Source organism: Pseudomonas donghuensis, assembly GCF_000696345.2.
In the GTDB taxonomy this organism is placed as follows: Bacteria; Pseudomonadota; Gammaproteobacteria; order Pseudomonadales; family Pseudomonadaceae; genus Aquipseudomonas; species Aquipseudomonas donghuensis.
Genome location: NZ_CP071706.1, coordinates 4,079,194 through 4,100,393 on the forward strand (window position 1 = coordinate 4,079,194; position 21,200 = coordinate 4,100,393).

Consider the following 21,200-nt stretch of genomic DNA (forward strand, 5'->3'; position numbering starts at 1 on the left):
GCGGTCCTTTTTTACTGATGCACGGCGAGCTGGTACGCCGTGTATTTACGAATATTGATCACGCCGGTGTCGAAGATCAGGTACTGGCCCTTGATGCCCAGCAGCGTGCCTTCAGCCACGGGATTCTTGTCCAGGTTGAAGCTGACGATCTTGCTTGGGTAGGCCTCGACCGGGTAGCGGATTTCCAGCACCTCGGCGTCAGTCAGCGGCTGGATCGCCTGCAGGCCGAATCGCGTCTGCAGGGCGCTGAAGCCCTCGGCGCAGCTGTCGAACAACTGCTGACGCACGGCCAGCAGGTCGACCGCCTCGGCATCGCCCTTGAGCAAGGCGCGCCAGTTGGTGCGGTCGGCGACCTGGCTGCGGAACAGGTCCTCGACCAGCCCCGATTGCTGGCGGGTGGCAACCCGCACGATCGGCAGCGCCTGGCTGGCGCCCTGGTCAAGCCAGCGCGTCGGTAGCTGGCTGGCGCGGGTGATGCCGACCTTGATGCCCGAGGAGTTGGCCAGGTACACCACATGATCGGTCATGCAGAACTGCTCGCCCCACGCGGGTTCGCGGCAGGTGCCCTGATCGTAATGGCATTTTTCCGGGGCCATGATGCACACGTCGCACTGCGCAAGCTTGGTCATGCACGGGTAGCAGTAACCCTGGCTGAAGCTGGTCTTGGTCTTGCGCCCGCAGTGGCTGCAATGGATGGCACCGAGGTATTCCAGGCGCACGGTCTTGCCGATCAAGGGGTTGACCGGCACTTCCTGCTCGCCCAGGCGAAAAGCGTACTGCACCATCGACGCGTCGAGGCGCGCCGACATTTTGCTGATGGAGCCGCGGCCGAGTTCGATCAATGGATCGCATCCGACTTGAACAGGATGTTCGCCACCGGTGCCGATTTGGAGCTGCATTCCTGCGCCCCCATGTAACCGGTGCGCTCTTCCTCGGGCAGGTTCTGCAGTTCCCAGGCGATCACCGCCTGCAGCGACAGCTCTTTCTGCTCGGTGGTGAGCTTGCGCCCGTCTGCCCATTTGCCCAGTTCCACGGCCAGTTTCAGGCTCTGGTAGATTTCCGGGGTGATGTTTTCAATCATTTGCGCAAAAGTGGACATAACGTCTCCCAAAATCAAGCGGTCAGTTTACGCCGGGCCAGCGCCCCGCCCAAGAGCCCGCTGAGGCAACCGACCAACAGCCCGCTGACATGAGCGGCGTTGGCGATCTGGCCGAAGCCGAGCAGGCTGATCAAACCGGACAGGCACAGCAACAGCCAGACCAGCATCATTACCAGCACGCCGCGCGGCATGCGATACACAGGGTTGGGCGCCAGCCATTGGTACAGCCAGACATGCCCGAGCAAACCGTAGAGCACCCCCGACAGGCCGCCGAACAGGCTCGGGCCGCCAAACAGGTACTGGGCGGCGTTGGACACCAGGCTGAACAGCAGGGTCATGCCGAGCAGGTTCCACGGGCCCTGGCGCAGCTCGATGCGCCGGCCCAGCTCCCAGTACCAAAGGCCGTTCATGGCCAGGTGGAGGATGCCGAAATGCACCAGCATCGGTGTGAACAGGCGCCACCACTGGCCATCGGCAAGGCTTGCGGCCAGCGGGGTGAAGTACAGGTAATCGCCCTGCACGCGAAAATCGAGGAAGGTCAGCCAGCTCAAGGTGGCGAAGTTGTCGCCAAGCCCGGTGAGGCCGGCGACGATCAGGCACAGCAGCAGGATCGCCGCCGTGGCCTTGCTGGCGCGCAACTGCTCGCCGACGCTTGGCTGTGCCGGTGGCGCCAGGGCGGTGTCGGCCGGCAATTCAAACTCCGCATTGCCCTCTGGGAAGCGCTGATACAGCTCGCGCACGTCTTCGGCGAAGTCCTCGGCCACCCACAACACCAGGTCGCCGCCCTCCTCGCTGACCCGGTGCGGCACCTGCAGGCGCCGTAACAGGCCGACAAAACCGCTGAGATCGGTACTCAGCGGCATGCGTAATACCTCCACTACAGTCATTGGCTGGCCTCCGGCCGGTCGACATCGACCCAGACGAACTTGCGTGGGTCGATGCGGGTTTCAGCATCCAGACGGTAAGCAACCAGTTTGCCGTACAGCACCGCACTGTAGTCCAGGCAGGCCAGGTTGGCGCGGATCGGCGCCGGTTTGCCGCTGCGCCAGTAATGGCCGACAAACAGCATCGGTTCGTCCTCGCTGTAGCGCAGCAAGGCGTTCTTCTGGCTGTGGCTGAGCGGCGCGTTGGCCACCTGCTCGGGCAGCGCATCGGGCTGGAAGACGATATCGCCGTAGGTTTGCGGGTCTTCTTCCCAGAACTTGGTGCGGAAAAACGCGCGGGTCAGGCCGTCGCCCCCGGTCAGGGTCAAACCGTCCGGCAGGCGCATGTCGGTGCCGCGCAACAGGCGGTTGCAGACCGTGGCGGCAAAGCTCTCCGGCACCGCCGAAGCCTGGATGAAATGCTCGTCGATGCGCCCGTCCGGGTACTGCTGGCGCAGCGGCTCGATCAGGCGCGCGTCCCAGCAGGCATGCACCAGGCGAAAACGCCCGGCGTCGATGAACAGCGGCAGCTCGTAGAACCACTCGAGGAAGTCCTGCCAGTCGCCCGGGTGCTGTTCGAACTGGGTCAGGGTCTCATAGATCAGCCGCCCATGGCGCGGGGTGTGCTCGCGCACGTAATGCTTGCCGCTCTCGGGCAACGCCGGGGTGTTCCAGCCCAGGGCGTTGTACTCGTGGTTGCCCATGATGCAGTAGGCCTGGCCGGCTTCGACCATGTCATGGACGATGTGCAGCGCTTCGCGAATCCGCGGGCCACGGTCGATGATGTCGCCGAGGAACAGCGCCTGGCGCGACGGGTGACGCCAGACGCCGCCCTGGCGCTTGTAGCCGAGGGCATCGAGCAGGCGTTCGAGGGTGTGCGCACAACCGTGCACGTCACCGATCAGGTCGAAACTGCGAGCGGGATCGAGCATCACTCGCCTCCACCACCCAGGCGGCTGCCCCAGCCGAGCTTGGTCCGGCATACCTCATAGTAATTGTGATCCAGCGGGTGGATCAGGCGCAGCTTCTGCGGCTTCTTGTTCACCGTGATGGTGTCGCCCGGTGCACAGGTGAAATGGTTCTGGCCGTCGCAGGAAATCTGCGGGTAGATCTGCAGGTCCTTGGACACCACGATCTTCAGCTCGCTGTTGCCGTCGACCACGATCGGCCGCCCGGACAAGGTGTGCGGGTACATCGGCACGATGACGATGGCGTCGAGCTTGGGGTGCATGATCGGCCCGCCCGCCGACAACGCATAGGCGGTGGAACCGGTCGGGGTGGCGACGATCAGGCCATCGGCCTTCTGGCTGCAGACGAACTGGCCGTCGATGTAGATCTCGAATTCGATCATCCGCGTCGACTTGCCCGGGTGCAGCACCACATCGTTGAGGGCGTCGCCCTGGCCGATGGCTTCGGCGTGGCGGCGGACTTCAGCCTGCAGCAGGAAACGGTTTTCCACCAGGTAATGGCCGTCGAGTACCTCGGCGACTTTCACTTCCAGCTCATCGGGGCGGATATCGGTCAAGAAGCCCAGGCTGCCACGGTTGATACCCAGCACCGGAATGTTGTGTCGGGCCAGGGCGCGGGCGGCGCCGAGCAAGCTGCCGTCGCCACCGACGACGATCACCAGGTCGCAGACTTCGCCCAACAGCTTGCGCGTTGAGGTCTGCAGGCCGTGGCCGGGCAGGACTTCGGCGATGGTGTCCTCAAGGATGACGTGCAGATGCCGCTCCAGCAGGAATTTTTTCAGTCGGCGAATGGTATCGAGCACCTGGGAGCTGCCGAGGCGGCCGATGATACCGATATTGCGAAATTGCTCCATGGGGCTCCAGGGCTCTACGGCGGGTAAAAAGGCGATGCTCGCCAAAGAGTTCGATTATGGGCGAAAGCGCCGTGCAGCGGCAAACGCCGGAGAAATTCGCCAGGCGCGCAGGCTTAGCGGCTATGCTCGCTGAATGAACCCGTTTCCCAGCCTGATCGACCTGCCCCGCCAGTTGCGCCAGCCTCAGGTGCGCGACCTGGCCTGGGTCATTCTCGCGCCGCCGATGCTGCGCGACACGCCGTGGCCGCAGCGTCATCCACTGGCCGCCAGCCGTTGGGTGGCCGAGCCAGAACGGCTGCAGCAGTGGCTGCTCGAGCAGGACCGTGACAGCCACGCCCTGCTGTACTGGCTGACCCAGGCCAGCACCCGGCGCCTGGGGCTGTACTACGAACGTCTATGGCAGTTTGTCCTCCAGCATGCCCCGGGCGTGACCCTGCTGGCCGCCAACCTGCCGATCCGCAACGGCGGGCATACCCTCGGCGAGCTGGACCTGCTGCTGCGCGACAGTGACGGCGTGCACCACCTGGAACTGGCAATCAAGCTATACCTGGGCCCGCAGCACGGCACCGACGACAACCCGGCGCAGTGGCTGGGGCCGGGTTGTCACGATCGCCTGGACCGCAAGCTTGCGCACCTGGCCGAGCATCAACTGCCGATATCGGCCCGTAGCGAAAGCCGCGAAGCGCTGGCGGCGCTGGAGATCGAGCAGTTCAGTGCGCAGCTGTGGCTGGGCGGCTACCTGCTGTACCCCTGGCCGGGACAGGCGCAAGCGCCGCGCGGGGCCAATCCACAGCACTTGCGTGGGCGATGGTTGCACCAGCGTGACTGGGCAGCGTTCCGTGCCCAGAGTGCGCCCGGTCGCTGGCAGCCATTGCCGCGCCATGCCTGGTTGGCGCCGGCCTGTTACCCGGCGCAGGACTGCTGGTCGGCACAGCGCTTCGAGACCTGGTTGCAGGCGCTGGACCCGCTGGCGCCAGCGCAGTTGCTGGTGCGGCTGGTCGAGGGTGAGCGTGGCGAGTGGGAGGAAGCCGAGCGGTTGTTTCTGGTCTCGGACTTATGGCCGAACCTGCCAGGGTGACGGGTTTTGCAAGCCAGCTCCCACATGCACACAGATCCACTGTGGGAGCGGGCTTGACCCGCGATCAGGCCACCTCTAGACCACAGTCAACCGCAGCGCCAGCGCCACCAAGGTCAGCAACAACACCGGCACCGTCAGCACGATCCCGACCTTGAAGTAATACCCCCAGCCAATCTTCACCCCCTTGCGCTCCAGCACATGCAGCCACAGCAGGGTCGCCAGGCTGCCGATCGGGGTGATCTTCGGCCCCAGGTCGCTGCCGATCACGTTGGCGTAGATCATCGCCTCCTTGACCACACCCGTGGCGGTACTGGCATCGATCGACAAGGCGCCGATCAGCACCGTCGGCAGGTTGTTCATGATCGACGACAGCACCGCGGTCAGCAGCCCGGTGCCCAGCGCCGCTCCCCACACCCCGCCCATGGCAAAACCGTCGAGCCAGCCGGCCAGGTAATCGGTCAGCCCGGCATTGCGCAGGCCGTAGACCACCAGGTACATGCCTAAGGAGAACACCACGATGTGCCAGGGCGCTTCCTTGAGCACCTTGCGCGTGGAGATTTTGTGCCCGCGCGCCGCCACCAGCAGCAACACCAGGGCGCACACTGCAGAAATCGCGCTGATCGGAATGCCCAGCGGCTCCAGGGCAAAGCAACCCAGCAGCAGGATCATCAGCACCAGCCAGCCGGCGACGAAGGTCGCCGGGTCCTGCACCACGCTGCGCGGGGCATCCAGTTGCAGCGGGTCGTAGTTGCGCGGAATGTCGCGGCGAAAGTACCACAGCAGCACTGCCAGGGTGGCCGCCACGGCGACCAGGTTGACCGGCACCATCACCGCCGCGTAGCGGTTGAAGCCAATACCGAAGAAGTCGGCAGAGACGATATTGACCAGGTTCGACACCACCAGCGGCAAGCTGGCGGTATCAGCGATAAAGCCTGCGGCCATGACGAACGCCAGGGTCGCCGCCGGGCTGAAGCGCAGGGCCAGGAGCATGGCCACCACGATCGGGGTAAGGATCAGCGCCGCACCATCATTGGCGAACAGTGCCGACACCAGTGCCCCCAGCAGCACGATGTAGCAGAACAAGCGCCGGCCACTGCCGCGTCCCCAACGCGCCACATGCAACGCCGCCCAGGCGAAGAAGCCGGCGGCATCGAGCAGCAGGCTGATGATGATCAGGGCGATGAAGGTGCCAGTGGCGTTCCAGATGATGTGCCAGACCACCGGGATATCGCTCCACTGCACCACCCCGCAAAGCAACGCCAGCAGCGCCCCGCCCGTGGCGCTCCAGCCCACGCCCAGGCCACGGGGCTGCCAGATCACCAGGGTAATGGTCAGCAGGAAAATCAAAGATGCCATCAGCATGAAGTACAAACCTTGCAAAATAGTGGGGCACAAGCGCCGGATTCTAGCGACAGATCAAGACGGCGGTGATGAATTTCTGCTGCAATGCCCGGGTAACCGGCTGGCAAGCGGTTACAGTTAGCTGACTGCGCCAGAAGAGCGCGGACTTCGACCTGATGATGAGGAACACCCATGACTCTGAGCCAAAACCAGGCCCGCTACAGTGGCCTGTCGATTGCCCTGCACTGGCTGATGCTGGTGCTGCTGGCGGCGGTCTACGCCTTTATCGAACTGCGCGGCATGTTTCCCAAGGACAGCGCCGAACGCGCCTTGATGAAAGACCTGCACTTCATGCTGGGCCTGAGCGTGTTCGTGCTGGTCTGGTTACGCCTGGCCCTGCGCCTGGGTCGCCCGACCCCAGCGATCATTCCGGCGCCACCGGCCTGGCAGACAGGCCTGGCGCACCTGATGCACCTGGCCCTGTACCTGCTGATGATCGGCCTGCCGCTGGCCGGCTGGCTGCTGCTCAGCGCCGCCAACAAGCCGATCCCGTTCTACGGTTTCGAGCTGCCGGCGCTGATCGCCCCGGACCCGGACCAGGCCAAATTCATCAAGGGCTGGCACGAGCGTATCGGCACCTGGGGCTACTGGCTGATCGGCCTGCATGCGGTCGCAGGCCTGTACCATCATTACGTGCAGCGCGATAACACCCTGCTGCGCATGTTGCCACGCAACAACTAGGCAAAACCGCGGCGGCCCTGCAGGCCGCCGCTGTGCAGGAAGATAAGGCGGGTACCAGGGGCAAAGGCCCCGGCTTCGACCTCCCGACGTAGCGCCAGCAAGGCTTTGGCGGTGTACAGCGGCTCCAGCGGCATCGCCGACTGCGCCTCGCACTCGGCCATGAACGCCAACAATTCGTCATCGACCTTGGCAAAGCCGCCACGGCAGGCCTCATGCAAGCGGTAACCAGCCTTGCCCACCAACGTTTGCACCGCCTCGGGCACGCCATGGTCCAGCGGCACTGCCAAGGCACCATGGACCTCGTGCCTGCCCGCTTCCGCCAGCACCAACCCGGCCAGGGTGGTACCGGTACCTGCCGCCAGCCACCAGCCGTGATAATCCGCCCAGCCCAGCGCCGCCAATTGCCCGTGCGCCTGCTCGACGATCAAGGCGCAGCCCTTGGCGCCCAGGGGCCCGCCGCCGCCTTCGGCGACACAATGCCAACCGGGGTAAAGCGCGTGCCAGGGTTGCCAGAAACCCGGCTGATGACGCTCGCGATAGCCGCCATACCCCAGCCAATGCAGCTGCATGCCAAAGGCCTGCAGGTCGCGCACCGTCGGTGTGTCTTGCTCGTGCCCGCGCAGCAGGCCAGCGGTGGCAAAGCCGAAACGCTTGCCGGCGGCTGCCAGGGCATGCAAGTGATTGGAATGGGCGCCGCCAAGGCTGATCACCCCAGGCGCCCTCTGGGCCTGGGCGATTCGCAGGTGTTCGAGCAGCTTGAACCACTTGTTGCCGCTGATCAGCGGGTCGATCAGGTCCAGGCGCAACACCGCCAGCTCCACGCCATGCGGGCGCAGCCAGCTCAGGGGCAAGGGTTGCAGGGGCGCGAGAGGAAGGTCGTCGAATCTGCCGATCATGGGAGGGGCACAACAGGGCTGCCAGGGCAGCGCAGTGTAACAGCGCGACGGGCCCGGCAGCCCGCCGCGCTGCGCCAGTCAGAGTTCGGCGGCCAGGCGCGACCCCTGGTTGATGGCGCGCTTGGCATCCAGCTCGGCGGCGACATCGGCACCGCCGATCAGGTGCACCGACTGGCCGGCGGCGACCAGGCCGTCCTGCAGTTCGCGCAGCGGGTCCTGGCCGGCGCAGATGACGATGTTATCCACCGGCAGCACCTGCGGCTCGCCCTCGGCGATGCGAATGTGCAGGCCGGCGTCGTCGATGTTCAGGTACTCGACGCTGTTGAGCATCTGCACCTGCTTGTTCTTCAGGCCCGTGCGGTGAATCCAGCCGGTGGTCTTGCCCAGGCCATCGCCGACCTTGGTCTTTTTGCGCTGCAGGAGGAACACCTGGCGCGCTGGCGCATGCGGCTCGGCCTTGATCCCGGCTACGCCACCGCGGGCTTCAAGCTGGGTATCGATGCCCCACTCCTTCCAGAACGCTTCGCGGTCCTGGCTGGTGGCCACGCCCTGGTGCACCAGGTACTCGGAGACGTCAAAGCCAATACCGCCAGCGCCGATCACCGCAACCTTCTGCCCTACCGGCTTGCGCTGCAGCAGCACGTCCAGGTAGCTCAGCACCTTGGCGTGCTCGATGCCGGGAATGGCCGGCAGGCGCGGAGCGATACCGGTGGCGAGGATGATCTCGTCAAAGCCGCCCGCCGTCAGCTGCTCGGCATCGACGCGGGTGTTCAGGCACAGCTCGACACCGGTGGTCTGCAGCTTGCGCTTGAAGTAGCGCAGGGTCTCGTAGAACTCCTCTTTGCCCGGCACGCGCTTGGCCACGTTGAACTGGCCGCCGATCTCGCTGGCCGAATCGAACAGGGTCACCTCATGGCCGCGCTCGGCCGCCACGGTGGCAGCAGCCAGGCCGGCGGGGCCGGCGCCAACCACGGCGATGCGCTTGACCTGGGTCACCGGCAGGTAATTGAGCTCGGTTTCGTGGCAAGCGCGCGGGTTGACCAGGCAACTGGTCAGCTTGCCGCCGAAGGTGTGGTCCAGGCAGGCCTGGTTACAACCGATACAGGTGTTGATCTCGTCGCCACGCCCGGTGGCGGCCTTGTTGACGAACTCCGGGTCGGCCAGGAACGGTCGCGCCATCGAGACCATGTCGGCATCGCCTTCGGCAAGGATCTGCTCGGCGACTTCTGGGGTGTTGATGCGGTTGGTGGTGATCAGCGGGATCTGCACTGCACCGCGCAGCTTGGCGGTGACCTTGCTGAACGCCGCGCGCGGCACCTTGGTGGCGATGGTCGGGATCCGCGCCTCGTGCCAGCCGATACCGGTGTTGATGAGGGTCGCGCCGGCCTGTTCCACGGCCTTGGCCAGCTGCACGATCTCTTCCCAGCTGCTGCCGCCCTCGACCAGGTCGAGCATCGACAGGCGGAAGATGATGATGAAGTTCGGCCCTACCGCTTCACGCACCCGGCGGACGATTTCCACCGCCAGGCGCATGCGGTTCTCGTAGCTGCCACCCCAGCGGTCGGTGCGCTGATTGGTGTGGGCGGCGAGGAACTGGTTGATGAAGTAGCCTTCCGACCCCATGATCTCGACGCCGTCGTACTCGGCGCTTTGCGCCAGCAGCGAGCAGGTGACGAAGTCCTGGATCTGCTGCTCGATGCCCTCTTCATCCAGCTCGCGCGGCTTGAACGGGTTGATCGGCGCCTGGATGGCGCTTGGCGCTACCGATTTCGGGCTGTAGGCATAGCGACCGGCGTGGAGGATCTGCATGCAGATCTTGCCACCGGCCTCATGCACCGCTTTGGTGACGATGCGGTGTTTATCGGCTTCTTCCGGCGTGCTCAGCTTGGCAGCGCCGGAATACACCCCACCCTCCACGTTCGGGCCAATGCCGCCGGTCACCATCAGGCCGACGCCGCCACGGGCGCGCTCGGCAAAGTAGGCCGCCATGCGCTCGAAACCGCCGGGCTTCTCTTCAAGGCCGGTGTGCATCGAGCCCATCAGCGTGCGGTTGCGCAAGGTGGTGAAACCCAGGTCCAGCGGGGCGAGCAAATGCGGGTATTGAGCGGCGGCCATAGTCAACTCCACAACAGGCGTAATCACGGAATGCGGGCGCCTCGCCAAGGCTGGCGGGGCCCGTCAGTTATCTGAGGCCGACATTAAAGAGCCAGCGGGCGCGGCTCAATGACCGAAAGTGACAAGTTATTGATCCTACTGCGCGCGGGGTCTACCCTAGGGGCCGAATCCCTTGTCGGCGCTGTCCCGTTTCATGCGAAAACTTCTGTTGAGCGCCCTGGCGCTGGTTGTCATAGCCGCCCTGAGTGGCTACGGGTTCTGGACCGAGCAGCGCCCGGCCGGGCACTACCTGTCGGACCTGCGCATCGAGCTGGCCCTGAGCGAAGGCGTGCCGGCCGATCACGGCAATTTGCTGGGGGTCGAGCCGCAACTGTTCCCTGGCGACTACCAAAGCTTGCAACGCCTGCACCGCAAGCTGGCCGCCTACCTTGAACACGCCCGCGCCCAAGGCCTGGTCAATGCCAAGACCATCGTCATCCTGCCCGAGCACATCGGCACCTGGCTGTGGGCCCGTGGCGAGAAAAACGAGCTGTACCAGGTCACTGAGCGCCGCGAAGCCCTGCAGTGGCTGGAGCTGAGCAACCCGCTGCGCTACGGCCTGGCCATGCTCGGCGCCGAAGGCGACGACCGCCGTGCCGATGCGCACCTGCGAATGAAAGCCGGGCAGATGGCCGAGGATTACCAGCAGTTGTTCGGGGGCCTGGCCAAGGAGTTCGGCGTGACCCTGGTGGCGGGCTCTATCGTCTTGCCTGAACCTTATGTCGAGCGCGGCACCCTGCGGATCGGCTCCGGTGCCCTGTACAACGCCAGCCTGGTCTTCGCCAGCGACGGCTCGGTGCTTGGCCAGCCGCAGCGCCAACAGCACCCCGACAGCGAAGTGCGGCGCTTTATCAGCAGCGGCACCGATCAACCGCCACAGGTACTGCAAACCCCTGCCGGGCGCCTTGGCGTGCTGATCGGCAGCGACAGCTGGTACCCGAGCAACCAGCAGCAACTGGTCAACCAGTTTGCCCAGATCGTCGCCAACCCGGTGTTCCTCAGCGGCCACAACAGCTGGAGCGCGCCATGGCGCGGCAACCGCCACCAACCCCTGGCCTCGTCGCTGACGCTCAAGCCGGGCGAAGTGAGCGAACGCGACGCCTGGCAGCGCCTGACCCTGGAGGCCAACACCGCCAAGGTCAGCAGCATGAGTGTGTTCCTGCGCGGGCGCTTCTGGGACCAGGCCGCCGATGGCCAGGGCTTTGCCCAGCTCAACGGGGTGAACCTGGGCGGCACTGCCAGCCCCGGTGCGCGCCTGCTGAACGTCTGGTTGTAAACGCATGAATCGCCCACGTGTGCGCTTGGGCGACCTGTCGGTCGGTTTCATTCAGCCGCTGAGTGAAACCCTGCAGCAACGCGGGATCGATCCCTCTCCCCTGCTCGCCCGCTACGGCCTGGACCCGGCGCGCCTGGCCGAACCGGGGGCGCGCCTGTCGATCCCGCGCTACATGCACCTGGGCCATGCCGCCATCGAGCTGACCGGCGATCCGGCCCTGGGCCTGCACATGGGCCATATCAGCCGCCTCGGCCAGGCAGGCCTGGCCGGCGTCACGGCGGCACAAGCGCCGACCGTGGGCGAAGCCGCGCGCACCTTGCTGCGCTTCGAACCACTGTATGCGGCCAATTACCGCGGGCATTCAAGCTTTCATGAAGACAGTGGCGGCGCCTGGCTGCGTTTCTACTCGATCAGCCCGTACAACGCCTACAACCGCTTCGTGGTGGACTCACTGCTGGCCGGCTGGCTGGCGCAGTTGTCGAGCCTGGCGGGGGTGACCCTGCTGGCAGAACGGGTCGAGATCGAATTCGACGCGCCTGCCTACGCCGCCCACTACCAGGCCTTGAGCAGCAACCCGGTGCAGTTCGGCGCAGGCACCAATCAGCTGCGCCTGAGCCGCGCCAACCTGGCCCTGCGCAACCCCGCGCACTGCCCGAGCACCTGGCAGCACCTGCTGCAACTGTGTGAGGCCGAGCTTGAACAGCGCACGCGGATACGCAGCCTGGGCGAGCGCATCGCCCATCTGCTGGGGCCGTTGCTGAACGGTGGACGAGAACCGGATCTGGAGGAAGTGGCCAGGCACCTGCAACTGCCGACCTGGACCCTGCGGCGCAAGCTGGCCGAGGAAGGCACGCAGTTTCGCGCGATCCTCAACGATACCCGGCGCGACCTGGCCATGACCTACATTCGCGACACGGAGCTGGCCTTCGGCGAGATTGCCTATCTACTCGGGTTTGCCTCGGCAGAGGCCTTTCAACGCGCGTTCAAGCGCTGGAACGGCATCACCCCGGGCGAGTTTCGCCGCAGCCAGCGGCGTACCGGCTGATTACAGCTCGGTGGCGTCTTCAGCGGGCTCGACCGGGTCGAGCTCAATGGCGCGGTATTCGAGTAGTTCTTCTTGATAGTCGTCCATCATCTGCTCCGTCGTTTCTCATTCACGTCATTGATTCGTCAACGAGCCTAAAGTGCCGTGATGAAAGAAAAATGACAATGACGCTTGTCAAAACAACGTAGCAGACACTGGCGAAGTTACAGCGGCGCCTGCTCGGCGCTGCTGGCCGGCGCTGCCGGGGCGACGGTCGGGGCCGGTTCGGCAGCCGGCGTGCTGCTGTCCTGGACACTGATCGGCGCAGCTTCTGCCGGCGGCGGTACCGGCTGCGAGCCATTGCTGTCATCGACCACGGGTGCGGCAGGCACCTCGGCAGCTGGTGCCGCAGCCGGCTCGGTGACCGGTACTGCTGCAGCCGGCGCTGGCGTCGCAGGTGCTGGCGCAGGCGTCGGGGCCAGGGCGGCCGCTGGCGCTAGCGGCGCAGGCTCGGGCACGCCCAGTTCCACTGCCGGCTTATCCGCAGGCTTGGGGCCGGCCTTTTTCTTGTTTTCCTTGGGCAGGAAGCTTTCGACCAGGGCGAAGTAACGCTCGTAGAACTTGGCCGAAGTCACGGTTTCGCTGGCGACCTTGACCATCGAGTCGTCACTGGAGCCGATCGGCATCGACACCGACCCCAGCACACCCACGCCAAGGCTGGCCGAGGTGTTGGATTTTTTCAGCGCATAGCGATCCTGCAGGGCGTTGGCGAACATGGTCGAGCGCTGCTCGTCGCCGCTGTCACGGGCGCAGACCACGTTGAAGCTGATCTGCAGGTGCGAATCGCCGGTCTGCTGGAAACTCTTGTTGCCATTGACCTGGCCTGCATCGCTGCTGGTGATGATGTAGCCCTGGCTGAGCAAGGCACGGCGGGCAGCCTCGCAGGTACCGGCCTCACTGACCGGAAAGCTGCGCGAAAAGGTACCCGAGTCGTCGAAATTCTCGTGTTCGTAAATGGCTGCTTTCTTCGAAGAACAGCCGGAAACACCCGCCAGCACAAGGGCCAGCCCGAGCGCACCGCAGACGGTTGACTTTGACATTGCAAATCCTGAGGAAAACGGTCGGTGCCTATTGTGCATCACATCGGCGGCATGCTGAAACCGTAGGCTGCCAATCACCGCAGAAATTTCACCCAAAGCGCCAGCGATCACCCCCGGTGCCTAGGGTTGACCATTGGTCGATAAGCCCACAATTACTTCACTCAAACCCTACTGTCTGATCGGATCCATCTGACTTTTGCCCTGCACATTCTGCGACTACGCTGGCAACTAGCCATTATTGACGCCATACCGGTCGACAGGAGTTACCTCGGTGAAAAACCTATCCGTGAAAATCAAGCTGCTGCTCGGCTTTACGCCCATCCTGGTATTGATGGCGCTGCTGGCCATTACCGCCATCAGTAGCCTGAATACCCTGACCCAACGGGCCGACCGCCTGGTGTCGGTCAATTACATCCTCGACAACCTCAATGAAATGCGTGCCGCCCAGCTGAGCTTCGAGCAACGCCGCGAAGGCACCTTCACCAGCCAGCTGACCAAGGCTCATCAGCGGGCCACAGCGTTGGTGGAGGAAAACCTCGCCGCCCTGCCCGATGCCGACTCGCAGCGCCTGCTCAAGGCCACTGGGGACGATCTCAAGCTGTACCTGGAACAATTCGAGCAACTCAAGGCTGCGACCGGCGGCACCCTGCTGCAGACCAAGCTTCACGATCAACTGCTGGAAAACGTCCACCAGGGCCTGGAGGCGATCAACCAGTTGATCACCCTGCAAAACCAGAAGAGCACCGAAGAATCCAGCAACAGCCGCAGCCTGATGCTCGCCTTGCTGTTCGCCGCCCTGGTGCTGGGTGTGCTGATCAGTGCGCTGATCATCCGCCAGGTCACCCAGCCACTGCGCCAGGCGCTGGAGATTGCCCGGCGCATTGGCGAAGGCGACCTGACCAACACCGCCAGCGAACCGCGCCGCGACGAATTCGGCCAGCTGTTGCAGGCGCTGGCGCAAAGCGGCGATAACCTGCGGGAGATGCTCGGCCAGGCCGGGCATGTCACCCGCCAGCTGTCGAGCGCCGCCGAAGCGCTGTCGACCATCACCGAGCAGACCAGCGCCGGCATCACCAGCCAGAAGGTCGAGACTGACCAGGTAGCCACGGCGATGAGCGAAATGGTCGCCACCGTCCAGGAAGTCGCGCGCAATGCCGAAGAAGCCAGCGAAGCCACGCGCCAGGCCGACAGCCAGGCCAAACAGGGCAACCGCGTGGTGCAGCAGGCCCTGAACCAGATCGGCCAGCTGGCGGACGATATCGGCAGTTCGGCCAGCGCGATCAGCCAGCTGTCGGAAGAAAGCGAACGCATCGGTACGGTGATGACGGTGATCAACGCCATCGCCGAGCAGACCAACCTGCTGGCGCTCAATGCCGCCATCGAAGCGGCGCGCGCTGGCGAGGCCGGCCGCGGTTTTGCCGTGGTGGCCGACGAGGTTCGCGGGCTGGCACTGCGCACCCAGCAGTCGACAGCACAGATCGAAGCGCTGATCGTCTCCTTGCAACAGGGCGCACAGAAGGCCGCCGAAATGATGCACGCCAACCAGCAGCAGGTCGGCGGCACGGTAGAGATGGCCAATCAGGCCGGTATCGAACTGCAGGCCATCACCCAGACCGTGACCAGCATCCAGACCATGAACCTGCAGATCGCCACCGCCGCCGAACAGCAGAGCGCCGTGGCCGAATCGATCAACCGCAGCGTGCTCAGCGTTCGTGATGTCGCCGAACAGTCGTCCACCGCTTCACAGCAGACTGCGGCCTCGTCAGTGGAACTGGCGCGCTTGGGCTGCGAACTGCAACAGCTGGTGGCGCGCTTCAGGGTTTAGCCGTTGACTCAGCCGAACAGGCCGCCGTCGTCGCTGTCGATGACGATCGACGACAGGCTCACATGCCGCGGCCGGGTCACGGCAAACAGCACCGCCTCGACCACATCCCGATTGGTGCCGCGCTCACCCTTCTGGCGCTCGCTGACGGCCTCCCAGGCAGGTTCGGTCGGGGAGATATCGTCCAGGTACGGCGGGTGCACGCACAACGAACGGATCGGCGTACCCGCCAGCTGTTGACGCAACCCTTCGGCCAGCGCCCGCTGGGCGTGCTTGGCGGCGTAGAACGGCACTGAGACGCTGTGCAAGGCGGCATTGGGCAATGCGCTGATCGAACCTATGGGTGACGATGTCCGGGCGCCGGGAGCGGCGTAGCGACGCCAGCAGGCCCTGGGTGAAGAGGAAGGTGCCGGTGACCGCGGCGTTGATCACGCCCTGCACGTCTTCGGGCGAGTAGCCCTGCTCGTTCGCTTCCAGCCACATGGCGCCGTTGTTGATCAGCACGTCGAGGGTGGGAAAGCGCTGACTGATGGTTTGCGTGGCGCGGGTAACGCTGGCGCTGTCGGCCAGGTCGACCTGGACCGTGGTCGGCAGCTGGCCTGTGCGGGTTTCGATAGTGGCGGCGACGTGTGCCAGCGCCGCTTCATTGCGCCCGCACAGCACCACCTTGCAACCGGCGTCGGCCAGCGAGATGGCCAGGGCGGCACCCAGGCCGCGTCCGGCGCCGGTGATCACCGCGATCGAGTCTTGAAGATTGTTCATCCTGAACCTCAGTGGAAGACTGAAGGCGCTAGCATAACGGTTGTGAGGACTGGATGTAGACCAAGTAGGCCTCATCGCTGGCAAGGCCAGCTCTCACAAGTTTTGTGTACACCGCGCTCCTGTGGGAGCCGGCCTTGCCGGCGATGGCCGCACCACGGTGCCGAAATTCAGGCACAAAAAAAGCGACCCGAAGGTCGCTTTCTTTGTTACTTCGATATGGCGCAGCGGACGGGACTCGAACCCGCGACCCCCGGCGTGACAGGCCGGTATTCTAACCGACTGAACTACCGCTGCGTGTCGTGCTCACCTGAGTTGCGCGAAGGCTGCAAAACTCAGGCACAAAAAAAGCAACCTCAGGTCGCTCTCTTTGTTACTTCGAGGAGTTCAAGGGCCTCGAAGCGAAGATGGCGCAGCGGACGGGACTCGAACCCGCGACCCCCGGCGTGACAGGCCGGTATTCTAACCGACTGAACTACCGCTGCGTATCGTACAGGCTTGCGCCCGCTTGAAACTGGGATCTGGCTACAAGGCTGTTGGCCTTGAAACCTCAAACCGGTCGTTAAACCGATCTGGAGAATAGTGGCGCAGCGGACGGGACTCGAACCCGCGACCCCCGGCGTGACAGGCCGGTATTCTAACCGACTGAACTACCGCTGCGCATATGGACTTGCGTCCGGTTCCTCTCTGGTAACACCTTCTTGCGAAAGTGTCGGGTCAGGAACATCTCAGGAAGTGGTGGGTGATGACGGGATCGAACCGCCGACCCTCTGCTTGTAAGGCAGATGCTCTCCCGGCTGAGCTAATCACCCGTGTGCTTCGCTGAGGTGGCGAAATTTACGCAGGTATCGAACCTAAGTCAATAGCCTGATTGAAGTTTTTTTCACTGAGGTGAAAAAAACAGCTTCAAGCTTCAAGCTGCAAGCCACAAGAAAAAGCAAAATCAAAAGCACATTGCGGACATCTTGCAGCTACCGATAGATCATCTTCTTGGTCATGCCACCGTCGACCACAAATTCCTGGCCGGTGACGAAGCCGGCATTGCGCGACAGCAACCAGGCCACCATCGCCGCGACGTCTTCCACCGTCCCTACCCTGCCCGCCGGATGCTGGGCATGGTCGGCTTCGGTCAGCGGCTCGGCACGGCGCTGGGAAGGATCACGTGCATCGATCCAGCCGGGGCTCACCGCGTTGACGCGAATCTCCGGGCCCAGGCTCATGGCCAGGGCATGGGTCAGGGCCAGCAGCCCGCCCTTGCTCGCGGCATAGGCCTCGGTGTCGGGCTCCGATTGCCCGGCGCGGGTCGACGCCAGGTTGACGATCGCCCCGCAATGGGCGCGCAGATACGGCGCACAGTGCTTGGCCAGCAGCATCGGGCCGCCAAGGTTGACCGCCAGCACCCGGTTCCAGTGCGCCAGGCTCAGGCTTTCGAGGGTGGTGTTGTGCGGGTCGGCAATCGCCGCATTGCACACCAGGGCGTCGAGCCGGCCAAACTGGCCCAGCACTTCAGCCACACCAGTCATCACCTGGGCTTCGTCGGCGACATCCATGCCGACGAACCAGGCGTTGTCGCCGAGCACCTTGGCCACTTTCGCGCCACGGGCACGGTCGAGGTCGGTGAGCACCACCTGCCAGCCTTCGCTGATCAGCCAGGCAGCAATGCCCAGGCCAATACCGCGCGCCGCGCCGGTGACCAGGGCGACGCGACCGTTATGGCTGCTGTCGCCCACCGACCAGTCGATCACAGCGCCGCCAACCCGCGGGCCAGGTCGGCCTTGAGGTCAGCCACGTCTTCCAGCCCCACCGCGACCCGGATCAGGCTGTCGCGAATGCCGGCGGCCTCACGCTCCTGCGGCGACAGACGGCCGTGGGAGGTGGTGCCCGGGTGGGTGATGGTGGTCTTGCTGTCACCCAGGTTGGCGGTGATCGAAATCAGCCGGGTGGCATCGATGAAGCGCCAGGCGCCCTCTTTGCCGCCCTTGACCTCAAAGCTCACCACGGCGCCGAAACCGCTCATCTGCTGCTTGGCCAGCTCATGCTGCGGATGGCTCTGCAGGCCCGCGTAGTGGACCTTGTCGATGCCCTCCTGCTGCTCCAGCCATTCGGCCAGGGCCTGGGCGTTGGCGCAGTGGGCGCGCATGCGCAGGTTGAGGGTCTCCAGGCCCTTGAGGAAGATCCAGGCGTTGAACGGGCTCAGCGACGGCCCGGCGGTGCGCAAAAAGCCCACCACTTCCTTCATCTGCTCGCTGCGCCCGGCAACCACGCCGCCCATGCAACGGCCCTGGCCGTCGATGAACTTGGTCGCCGAGTGCACGACAATGTCGGCGCCCAGCTTCAGCGGCTGCTGCAAGGCCGGAGTGCTGAAGCAGTTGTCGACCACCAGTTGTGCACCCTTGGCATGGGCGATCTCGGCCAGGGCGGCGATATCCACCAGCTCAGCCAAGGGGTTTGAGGGCGACTCGACGAACAGCAGCCTGGTGTTGGCCTTGATCGCCTGGTTCCAGGCGGCCAGATCGGTCAGCGGCACGTAATCGACCTGCACGCCGAAGCGCTTGAAGTACTTCTCGAACAGGCTGATGGTCGAACCGAAGACGCTCTGCGAGACCAGCACATGATCGCCGGCGCTGCACAGGGCCATGACGGTCGAAAGGATCGCCGACATGCCGGTGGAGGTGGCCACCGCCTGCTCGGCGCCTTCAAGGGCGGCGATGCGCTCTTCGAAGGCGCGCACGGTCGGGTTGGTGTAGCGTGAATAGACGTTGCCTGGAACCTCGCCGGCGAACCGCGCGGCGGCATCGGCCGCCGTACGGAACACATAGCTGGAGGTGAAGAACAGCGGATCGCTGTGCTCACCTTCCGGCGTGCGATGCTGGCCGGCGCGTACCGCCAGCGTGTCGAAAGCGACCCCTTCGAGGTCGCTGTCCAGGCGCCCGGCATCCCATTCCTGTGTCATGCCGCTGCTCCTAACTTAGTTGTTGTAGAGGTCGATGATCGCGCTGACCGCCTGGTTCTTGACCTTGGAGGCGTCGTTGCGCGCCTGCTCGATCTTGTCCAGGTAGGCTTCGTCGATGTCGCCGGTGACGTACTTGCCGTCGAACACCGCGCAATCGAAATGCTCGATCTTGATCTTGCCACCGCCGACCGCTTCGATCAGGTCCGGCAGGTCCTGGTAGACCAGCCAGTCGGCGCCGATCAGTTCGGCGACATCCTGGGTGCTGCGGTTATGAGCAATCAGCTCGTGGGCACTCGGCATGTCGATGCCGTAGACGTTAGGGAAGCGTACCGCCGGGGCGGCCGAGCAGAAGTAGACGTTTTTCGCGCCGGCTTCGCGGGCCATCTGGATGATCTGCTTGCAGGTGGTGCCGCGCACGATCGAGTCGTCCACCAGCATCACGTTCTTGCCGCGAAATTCCAGTTCGATGGCGTTGAGTTTCTGGCGCACCGACTTCTTGCGTGCGGCCTGGCCGGGCATGATGAAGGTACGGCCGATATAGCGGTTCTTGACGAAACCTTCGCGGAACTTGACGCCCAGGTGGTTGGCCAGCTCCAGCGCCGCGGTGCGGCTGGTGTCGGGAATCGGGATGACCACGTCGATGTCGTGGTCCGGACGCTCGCGCTGGATCTTCTCGGCCAGCTTCTCGCCCATGCGCAGGCGCGCCTTGTAGACCGAAACGCCGTCGATGATCGAGTCAGGGCGAGCCAGGTAGACGTGCTCGAAGATGCACGGCGACAGCTGCGGGTTGGTCGCGCACTGACGGGTGTGCAGCTTGCCCTCTTCAGTGATGTACACCGCTTCGCCCGGCGCCAGGTCACGGATCAGGGTGAAGCCCAGCACGTCCAGCGAAACGCTTTCGGAGGCGATCATGTACTCGACGCCTTCGTCGGTGTGACGCTGGCCGAAAACGATCGGGCGGATGCCATTGGGGTCACGGAAGCCAACGATGCCGTAGCCGGTGATCATCGCCACCACCGCGTAACCGCCGACGCAACGGTTGTGCACGTCGGTGACCGCGGCGAATACGTCTTCTTCGGTCGGTTGCAGCTTGCCACGCACCGCCAGCTCATGGGCGAAGACGTTGAGCAGCACTTCCGAGTCGGAACTGGTGTTGACGTGGCGCAGGTCGGACTCGTAGATCTCCTTGGCCAACTGTTCGACGTTGGTCAGGTTGCCGTTGTGCGCCAGGGTGATGCCGTAGGGCGAGTTGACGTAGAACGGCTGAGCCTCGGCCGAGGTCGAGCTGCCCGCGGTCGGGTAGCGCACGTGGCCAATACCCATGTGACCGACCAGGCGCTGCATATGACGCTGCTGGAACACGTCACGGACCAGGCCATTGTCCTTGCGCAGGAATAACCGGCCATCATGGCTGGTCACAATACCGGCAGCGTCCTGGCCGCGGTGCTGGAGGACGGTTAGCGCGTCATACAGCGCCTGATTGACGTTCGACTTACCGACGATACCGACGATGCCACACATGCGACGCAACCCCTACTTAATGAAACTGGACTGAACAGCGGTCAAGGCGTTTTGGGCCCAAGCAGCTGTTCCTGGAACGGGAGATCAGCCGGTGCGCTGATCCCGCTGGCTAGCCACTGACTGGTGAACCCCAGAATGAGGTTTTTCGACCAGTCAGCTACCAATAGAAATTGTGGCAGGAGGCGAGACTCCTGCCACCACTGATCCTGTTGTACCGGCCCCAGGCTCAACAACCCGACGGCCACTACCACCAGCAAGGCCCCGCGGGCAGCGCCAAAGGCCATGCCCAGGAAGCGATCGGTCCCGGACAGCCCGGTGACGCGAATCAGCTCGCCGATGAGAAAGTTGATCATGGCCCCCACCAGCAGGGTGGCGACGAAAAGAATGGCGCATCCGCCGATGACCCGGGCCGAAGGCGTCTGGATATAGGCTTCCAGGTACTGCGACAGCGAGCCACCGAACATCCAGGCCACGGCACCGGCGATGATCCAGGTAAGCAGCGACAAGGCCTCTTTGACAAAGCCGCGCTTGAGACTGATCAGCGAAGAAATGGCGATGATCGCGAGAATCGCCCAGTCGACCCAGGTAAATGCCACAGTGGTGCCTGCAAACGGATAAGGCGGCGCATTTTACCAGAGCAACGGGCTGTCGGTAAGCAGTGATTTACCGCCCGGTGCGGGCCGGGCGGCAA

At 64.3% G+C, this 21,200-nt stretch carries 20 protein-coding genes and 4 tRNA genes; 5 read left to right on the forward strand and 19 right to left on the reverse strand.

What is annotated here, in order from left to right; genetic code table 11:
* Positions 1 to 11: 11 nt before the first annotated feature.
* The 5 genes from BV82_RS18905 to BV82_RS18925 are packed head-to-tail and all read right to left on the reverse strand — an operon-like array spanning position 12 to position 3,844.
* Positions 12 to 842 (reverse strand): DUF2797 domain-containing protein, encoded by an 831-nt coding sequence (locus BV82_RS18905; protein ID WP_026001334.1) that lies wholly within the window; start codon positions 840 to 842, stop codon positions 12 to 14.
* On the reverse strand, positions 839 to 1,099 hold the full coding sequence (locus BV82_RS18910) for a YeaC family protein (protein ID WP_010223284.1): 261 nt from the start codon (positions 1,097 to 1,099) through the stop codon (positions 839 to 841). The genes BV82_RS18905 and BV82_RS18910 overlap by 4 nt, the downstream gene beginning before the upstream one ends.
* A gap of 14 nt (positions 1,100 to 1,113) precedes the next feature.
* Positions 1,114 to 1,986, reverse strand: a complete 873-nt coding sequence (locus BV82_RS18915; protein ID WP_036996453.1) for a rhomboid family intramembrane serine protease — start codon at positions 1,984 to 1,986, stop codon at positions 1,114 to 1,116.
* Positions 1,983 to 2,954, reverse strand: a complete 972-nt coding sequence (locus BV82_RS18920; protein ID WP_010223282.1) for a metallophosphoesterase — start codon at positions 2,952 to 2,954, stop codon at positions 1,983 to 1,985. Before BV82_RS18920 ends, BV82_RS18915 begins: the two co-directional genes overlap by 4 nt.
* Positions 2,954 to 3,844 (reverse strand): NAD(+) kinase, encoded by an 891-nt coding sequence (locus BV82_RS18925; protein WP_010223281.1) that lies wholly within the window; start codon positions 3,842 to 3,844, stop codon positions 2,954 to 2,956. The genes BV82_RS18920 and BV82_RS18925 overlap by 1 nt, the downstream gene beginning before the upstream one ends.
* A 133-nt stretch (positions 3,845 to 3,977) precedes the next feature.
* On the opposite strand from BV82_RS18925, the gene BV82_RS18930 reads away from it, so the two are divergent.
* Positions 3,978 to 4,922: a DUF1853 family protein gene (locus BV82_RS18930; RefSeq protein ID WP_036996454.1), complete on the forward strand. Its 945-nt coding sequence runs from the start codon at positions 3,978 to 3,980 to the stop codon at positions 4,920 to 4,922.
* 75 nt (positions 4,923 to 4,997) lie between these two features.
* Here BV82_RS18930 and BV82_RS18935 read toward each other — a convergent pair whose 3' ends face one another.
* Positions 4,998 to 6,284, reverse strand: a complete 1,287-nt coding sequence (locus tag BV82_RS18935; RefSeq protein ID WP_010223279.1) for an arsenic transporter — start codon at positions 6,282 to 6,284, stop codon at positions 4,998 to 5,000.
* A gap of 171 nt (positions 6,285 to 6,455) precedes the next feature.
* Here BV82_RS18935 and BV82_RS18940 point away from each other — a divergent pair, with 171 nt between their 5' ends.
* Entirely contained in the window at positions 6,456 to 7,004 is a 549-nt protein-coding gene (locus BV82_RS18940; RefSeq protein ID WP_010223278.1) for a cytochrome b, read from the forward strand.
* Here BV82_RS18940 and BV82_RS18945 read toward each other — a convergent pair.
* Together BV82_RS18945 and BV82_RS18950 are read right to left on the reverse strand one after the other, a co-directional pair.
* Positions 7,001 to 7,900, reverse strand: a complete 900-nt coding sequence (locus tag BV82_RS18945) for a 1-aminocyclopropane-1-carboxylate deaminase/D-cysteine desulfhydrase (protein WP_036996455.1) — start codon at positions 7,898 to 7,900, stop codon at positions 7,001 to 7,003. The two genes, BV82_RS18940 and BV82_RS18945, sit on opposite strands and share 4 nt — an antisense overlap.
* A gap of 78 nt (positions 7,901 to 7,978) precedes the next feature.
* The gene (locus BV82_RS18950; protein WP_036996457.1) at positions 7,979 to 10,015 is read right to left on the reverse strand and encodes an NADPH-dependent 2,4-dienoyl-CoA reductase; all 2,037 of its coding nucleotides are present in this window, start codon (positions 10,013 to 10,015) and stop codon (positions 7,979 to 7,981) included.
* A 193-nt stretch (positions 10,016 to 10,208) separates the two neighbouring features.
* On the opposite strand from BV82_RS18950, the gene BV82_RS18955 reads away from it, so the two are divergent.
* Both BV82_RS18955 and BV82_RS18960 read left to right on the forward strand, forming a co-directional pair.
* Positions 10,209 to 11,330: a nitrilase-related carbon-nitrogen hydrolase gene (locus BV82_RS18955; RefSeq protein WP_010223275.1), complete on the forward strand. Its 1,122-nt coding sequence runs from the start codon at positions 10,209 to 10,211 to the stop codon at positions 11,328 to 11,330.
* Positions 11,331 to 11,334: 4 nt separating this feature from the next.
* Positions 11,335 to 12,375, forward strand: coding sequence for an AraC family transcriptional regulator (locus tag BV82_RS18960; protein ID WP_036996459.1), 1,041 nt, complete (start codon positions 11,335 to 11,337; stop codon positions 12,373 to 12,375).
* Positions 12,376 to 12,578: 203 nt separating this feature from the next.
* Here the strand turns inward: BV82_RS18960 and BV82_RS18965 are convergent, their stop codons facing one another.
* A complete protein-coding gene (locus BV82_RS18965; RefSeq protein ID WP_036996460.1) occupies positions 12,579 to 13,454 on the reverse strand; it encodes a DUF2242 domain-containing protein in 876 nt (291 codons plus the stop codon).
* 271 nt (positions 13,455 to 13,725) lie between these two features.
* Here BV82_RS18965 and BV82_RS18970 point away from each other — a divergent pair, with 271 nt between their 5' ends.
* A complete protein-coding gene (locus BV82_RS18970; RefSeq protein WP_036996461.1) occupies positions 13,726 to 15,279 on the forward strand; it encodes a methyl-accepting chemotaxis protein in 1,554 nt (517 codons plus the stop codon).
* A gap of 8 nt (positions 15,280 to 15,287) precedes the next feature.
* Here the strand turns inward: BV82_RS18970 and BV82_RS26465 are convergent, their stop codons facing one another.
* The 10 genes from BV82_RS26465 to BV82_RS19015 all read right to left on the reverse strand — a co-directional run bounded on the left by BV82_RS26465 (position 15,288) and on the right by BV82_RS19015 (position 21,105).
* On the reverse strand, positions 15,288 to 15,479 hold the full coding sequence (locus BV82_RS26465; protein ID WP_244993524.1) for a hypothetical protein: 192 nt from the start codon (positions 15,477 to 15,479) through the stop codon (positions 15,288 to 15,290).
* A complete protein-coding gene (locus BV82_RS18975) occupies positions 15,403 to 16,038 on the reverse strand; it encodes an SDR family NAD(P)-dependent oxidoreductase (RefSeq protein ID WP_244993525.1) in 636 nt (211 codons plus the stop codon). The genes BV82_RS26465 and BV82_RS18975 overlap by 77 nt, the downstream gene beginning before the upstream one ends.
* 217 nt (positions 16,039 to 16,255) lie before the next feature.
* Positions 16,256 to 16,332: transfer RNA gene (locus BV82_RS18980), tRNA-Asp, on the reverse strand.
* A gap of 111 nt (positions 16,333 to 16,443) precedes the next feature.
* A tRNA-Asp gene (locus tag BV82_RS18985) sits at positions 16,444 to 16,520 on the reverse strand.
* A 98-nt stretch (positions 16,521 to 16,618) separates the two neighbouring features.
* Positions 16,619 to 16,695: transfer RNA gene (locus tag BV82_RS18990), tRNA-Asp, on the reverse strand.
* Positions 16,696 to 16,771: 76 nt separating this feature from the next.
* Positions 16,772 to 16,847, reverse strand: a tRNA-Val gene (locus BV82_RS18995).
* Between the two features lie 159 nt (positions 16,848 to 17,006).
* Positions 17,007 to 17,765, reverse strand: coding sequence for an SDR family oxidoreductase (locus tag BV82_RS19000; protein WP_200874285.1), 759 nt, complete (start codon positions 17,763 to 17,765; stop codon positions 17,007 to 17,009).
* A gap of 11 nt (positions 17,766 to 17,776) precedes the next feature.
* Positions 17,777 to 18,988: an O-succinylhomoserine sulfhydrylase gene (locus tag BV82_RS19005; protein ID WP_010223268.1), complete on the reverse strand. Its 1,212-nt coding sequence runs from the start codon at positions 18,986 to 18,988 to the stop codon at positions 17,777 to 17,779.
* 15 nt (positions 18,989 to 19,003) lie between these two features.
* On the reverse strand, positions 19,004 to 20,509 hold the full coding sequence (gene purF, locus BV82_RS19010) for an amidophosphoribosyltransferase (protein ID WP_010223267.1): 1,506 nt from the start codon (positions 20,507 to 20,509) through the stop codon (positions 19,004 to 19,006).
* Between the two features lie 41 nt (positions 20,510 to 20,550).
* Positions 20,551 to 21,105 carry a CvpA family protein gene (locus BV82_RS19015; RefSeq protein ID WP_036996463.1) on the reverse strand — a complete coding sequence of 185 codons (555 nt, stop codon included), beginning with the start codon at positions 21,103 to 21,105 and terminating at the stop codon, positions 20,551 to 20,553.
* Between the last annotated feature and the right edge of the window lie 95 nt (positions 21,106 to 21,200).

What these genes read in the sequence shown, in the direction of transcription:
- BV82_RS18910 (WP_010223284.1), bottom strand. Translation starts at nt 1,099, where the DNA reads ATGTCCACTTTTGCGCAAATGATTGAAAACATCACCCCGGAAATCTAC.
- BV82_RS18915 (WP_036996453.1), bottom strand. Translation starts at nt 1,986, where the DNA reads ATGACTGTAGTGGAGGTATTACGCATGCCGCTGAGTACCGATCTCAGC.
- BV82_RS18920 (WP_010223282.1), bottom strand. Translation starts at nt 2,954, where the DNA reads ATGCTCGATCCCGCTCGCAGTTTCGACCTGATCGGTGACGTGCACGGT.
- BV82_RS18925 (WP_010223281.1), bottom strand. Translation starts at nt 3,844, where the DNA reads ATGGAGCAATTTCGCAATATCGGTATCATCGGCCGCCTCGGCAGCTCC.
- BV82_RS18930 (WP_036996454.1), top strand. Translation starts at nt 3,978, where the DNA reads ATGAACCCGTTTCCCAGCCTGATCGACCTGCCCCGCCAGTTGCGCCAG.
- BV82_RS18935 (WP_010223279.1), bottom strand. Translation starts at nt 6,284, where the DNA reads ATGCTGATGGCATCTTTGATTTTCCTGCTGACCATTACCCTGGTGATC.
- BV82_RS18940 (WP_010223278.1), top strand. Translation starts at nt 6,456, where the DNA reads ATGACTCTGAGCCAAAACCAGGCCCGCTACAGTGGCCTGTCGATTGCC.
- BV82_RS18945 (WP_036996455.1), bottom strand. Translation starts at nt 7,900, where the DNA reads ATGATCGGCAGATTCGACGACCTTCCTCTCGCGCCCCTGCAACCCTTG.
- BV82_RS18950 (WP_036996457.1), bottom strand. Translation starts at nt 10,015, where the DNA reads ATGGCCGCCGCTCAATACCCGCATTTGCTCGCCCCGCTGGACCTGGGT.
- BV82_RS18955 (WP_010223275.1), top strand. Translation starts at nt 10,209, where the DNA reads ATGCGAAAACTTCTGTTGAGCGCCCTGGCGCTGGTTGTCATAGCCGCC.
- BV82_RS18960 (WP_036996459.1), top strand. Translation starts at nt 11,335, where the DNA reads ATGAATCGCCCACGTGTGCGCTTGGGCGACCTGTCGGTCGGTTTCATT.
- BV82_RS18965 (WP_036996460.1), bottom strand. Translation starts at nt 13,454, where the DNA reads ATGTCAAAGTCAACCGTCTGCGGTGCGCTCGGGCTGGCCCTTGTGCTG.
- BV82_RS18975 (WP_244993525.1), bottom strand. Translation starts at nt 16,038, where the DNA reads ATGAACAATCTTCAAGACTCGATCGCGGTGATCACCGGCGCCGGACGC.
- BV82_RS19005 (WP_010223268.1), bottom strand. Translation starts at nt 18,988, where the DNA reads ATGACACAGGAATGGGATGCCGGGCGCCTGGACAGCGACCTCGAAGGG.
- purF (WP_010223267.1), bottom strand. Translation starts at nt 20,509, where the DNA reads ATGTGTGGCATCGTCGGTATCGTCGGTAAGTCGAACGTCAATCAGGCG.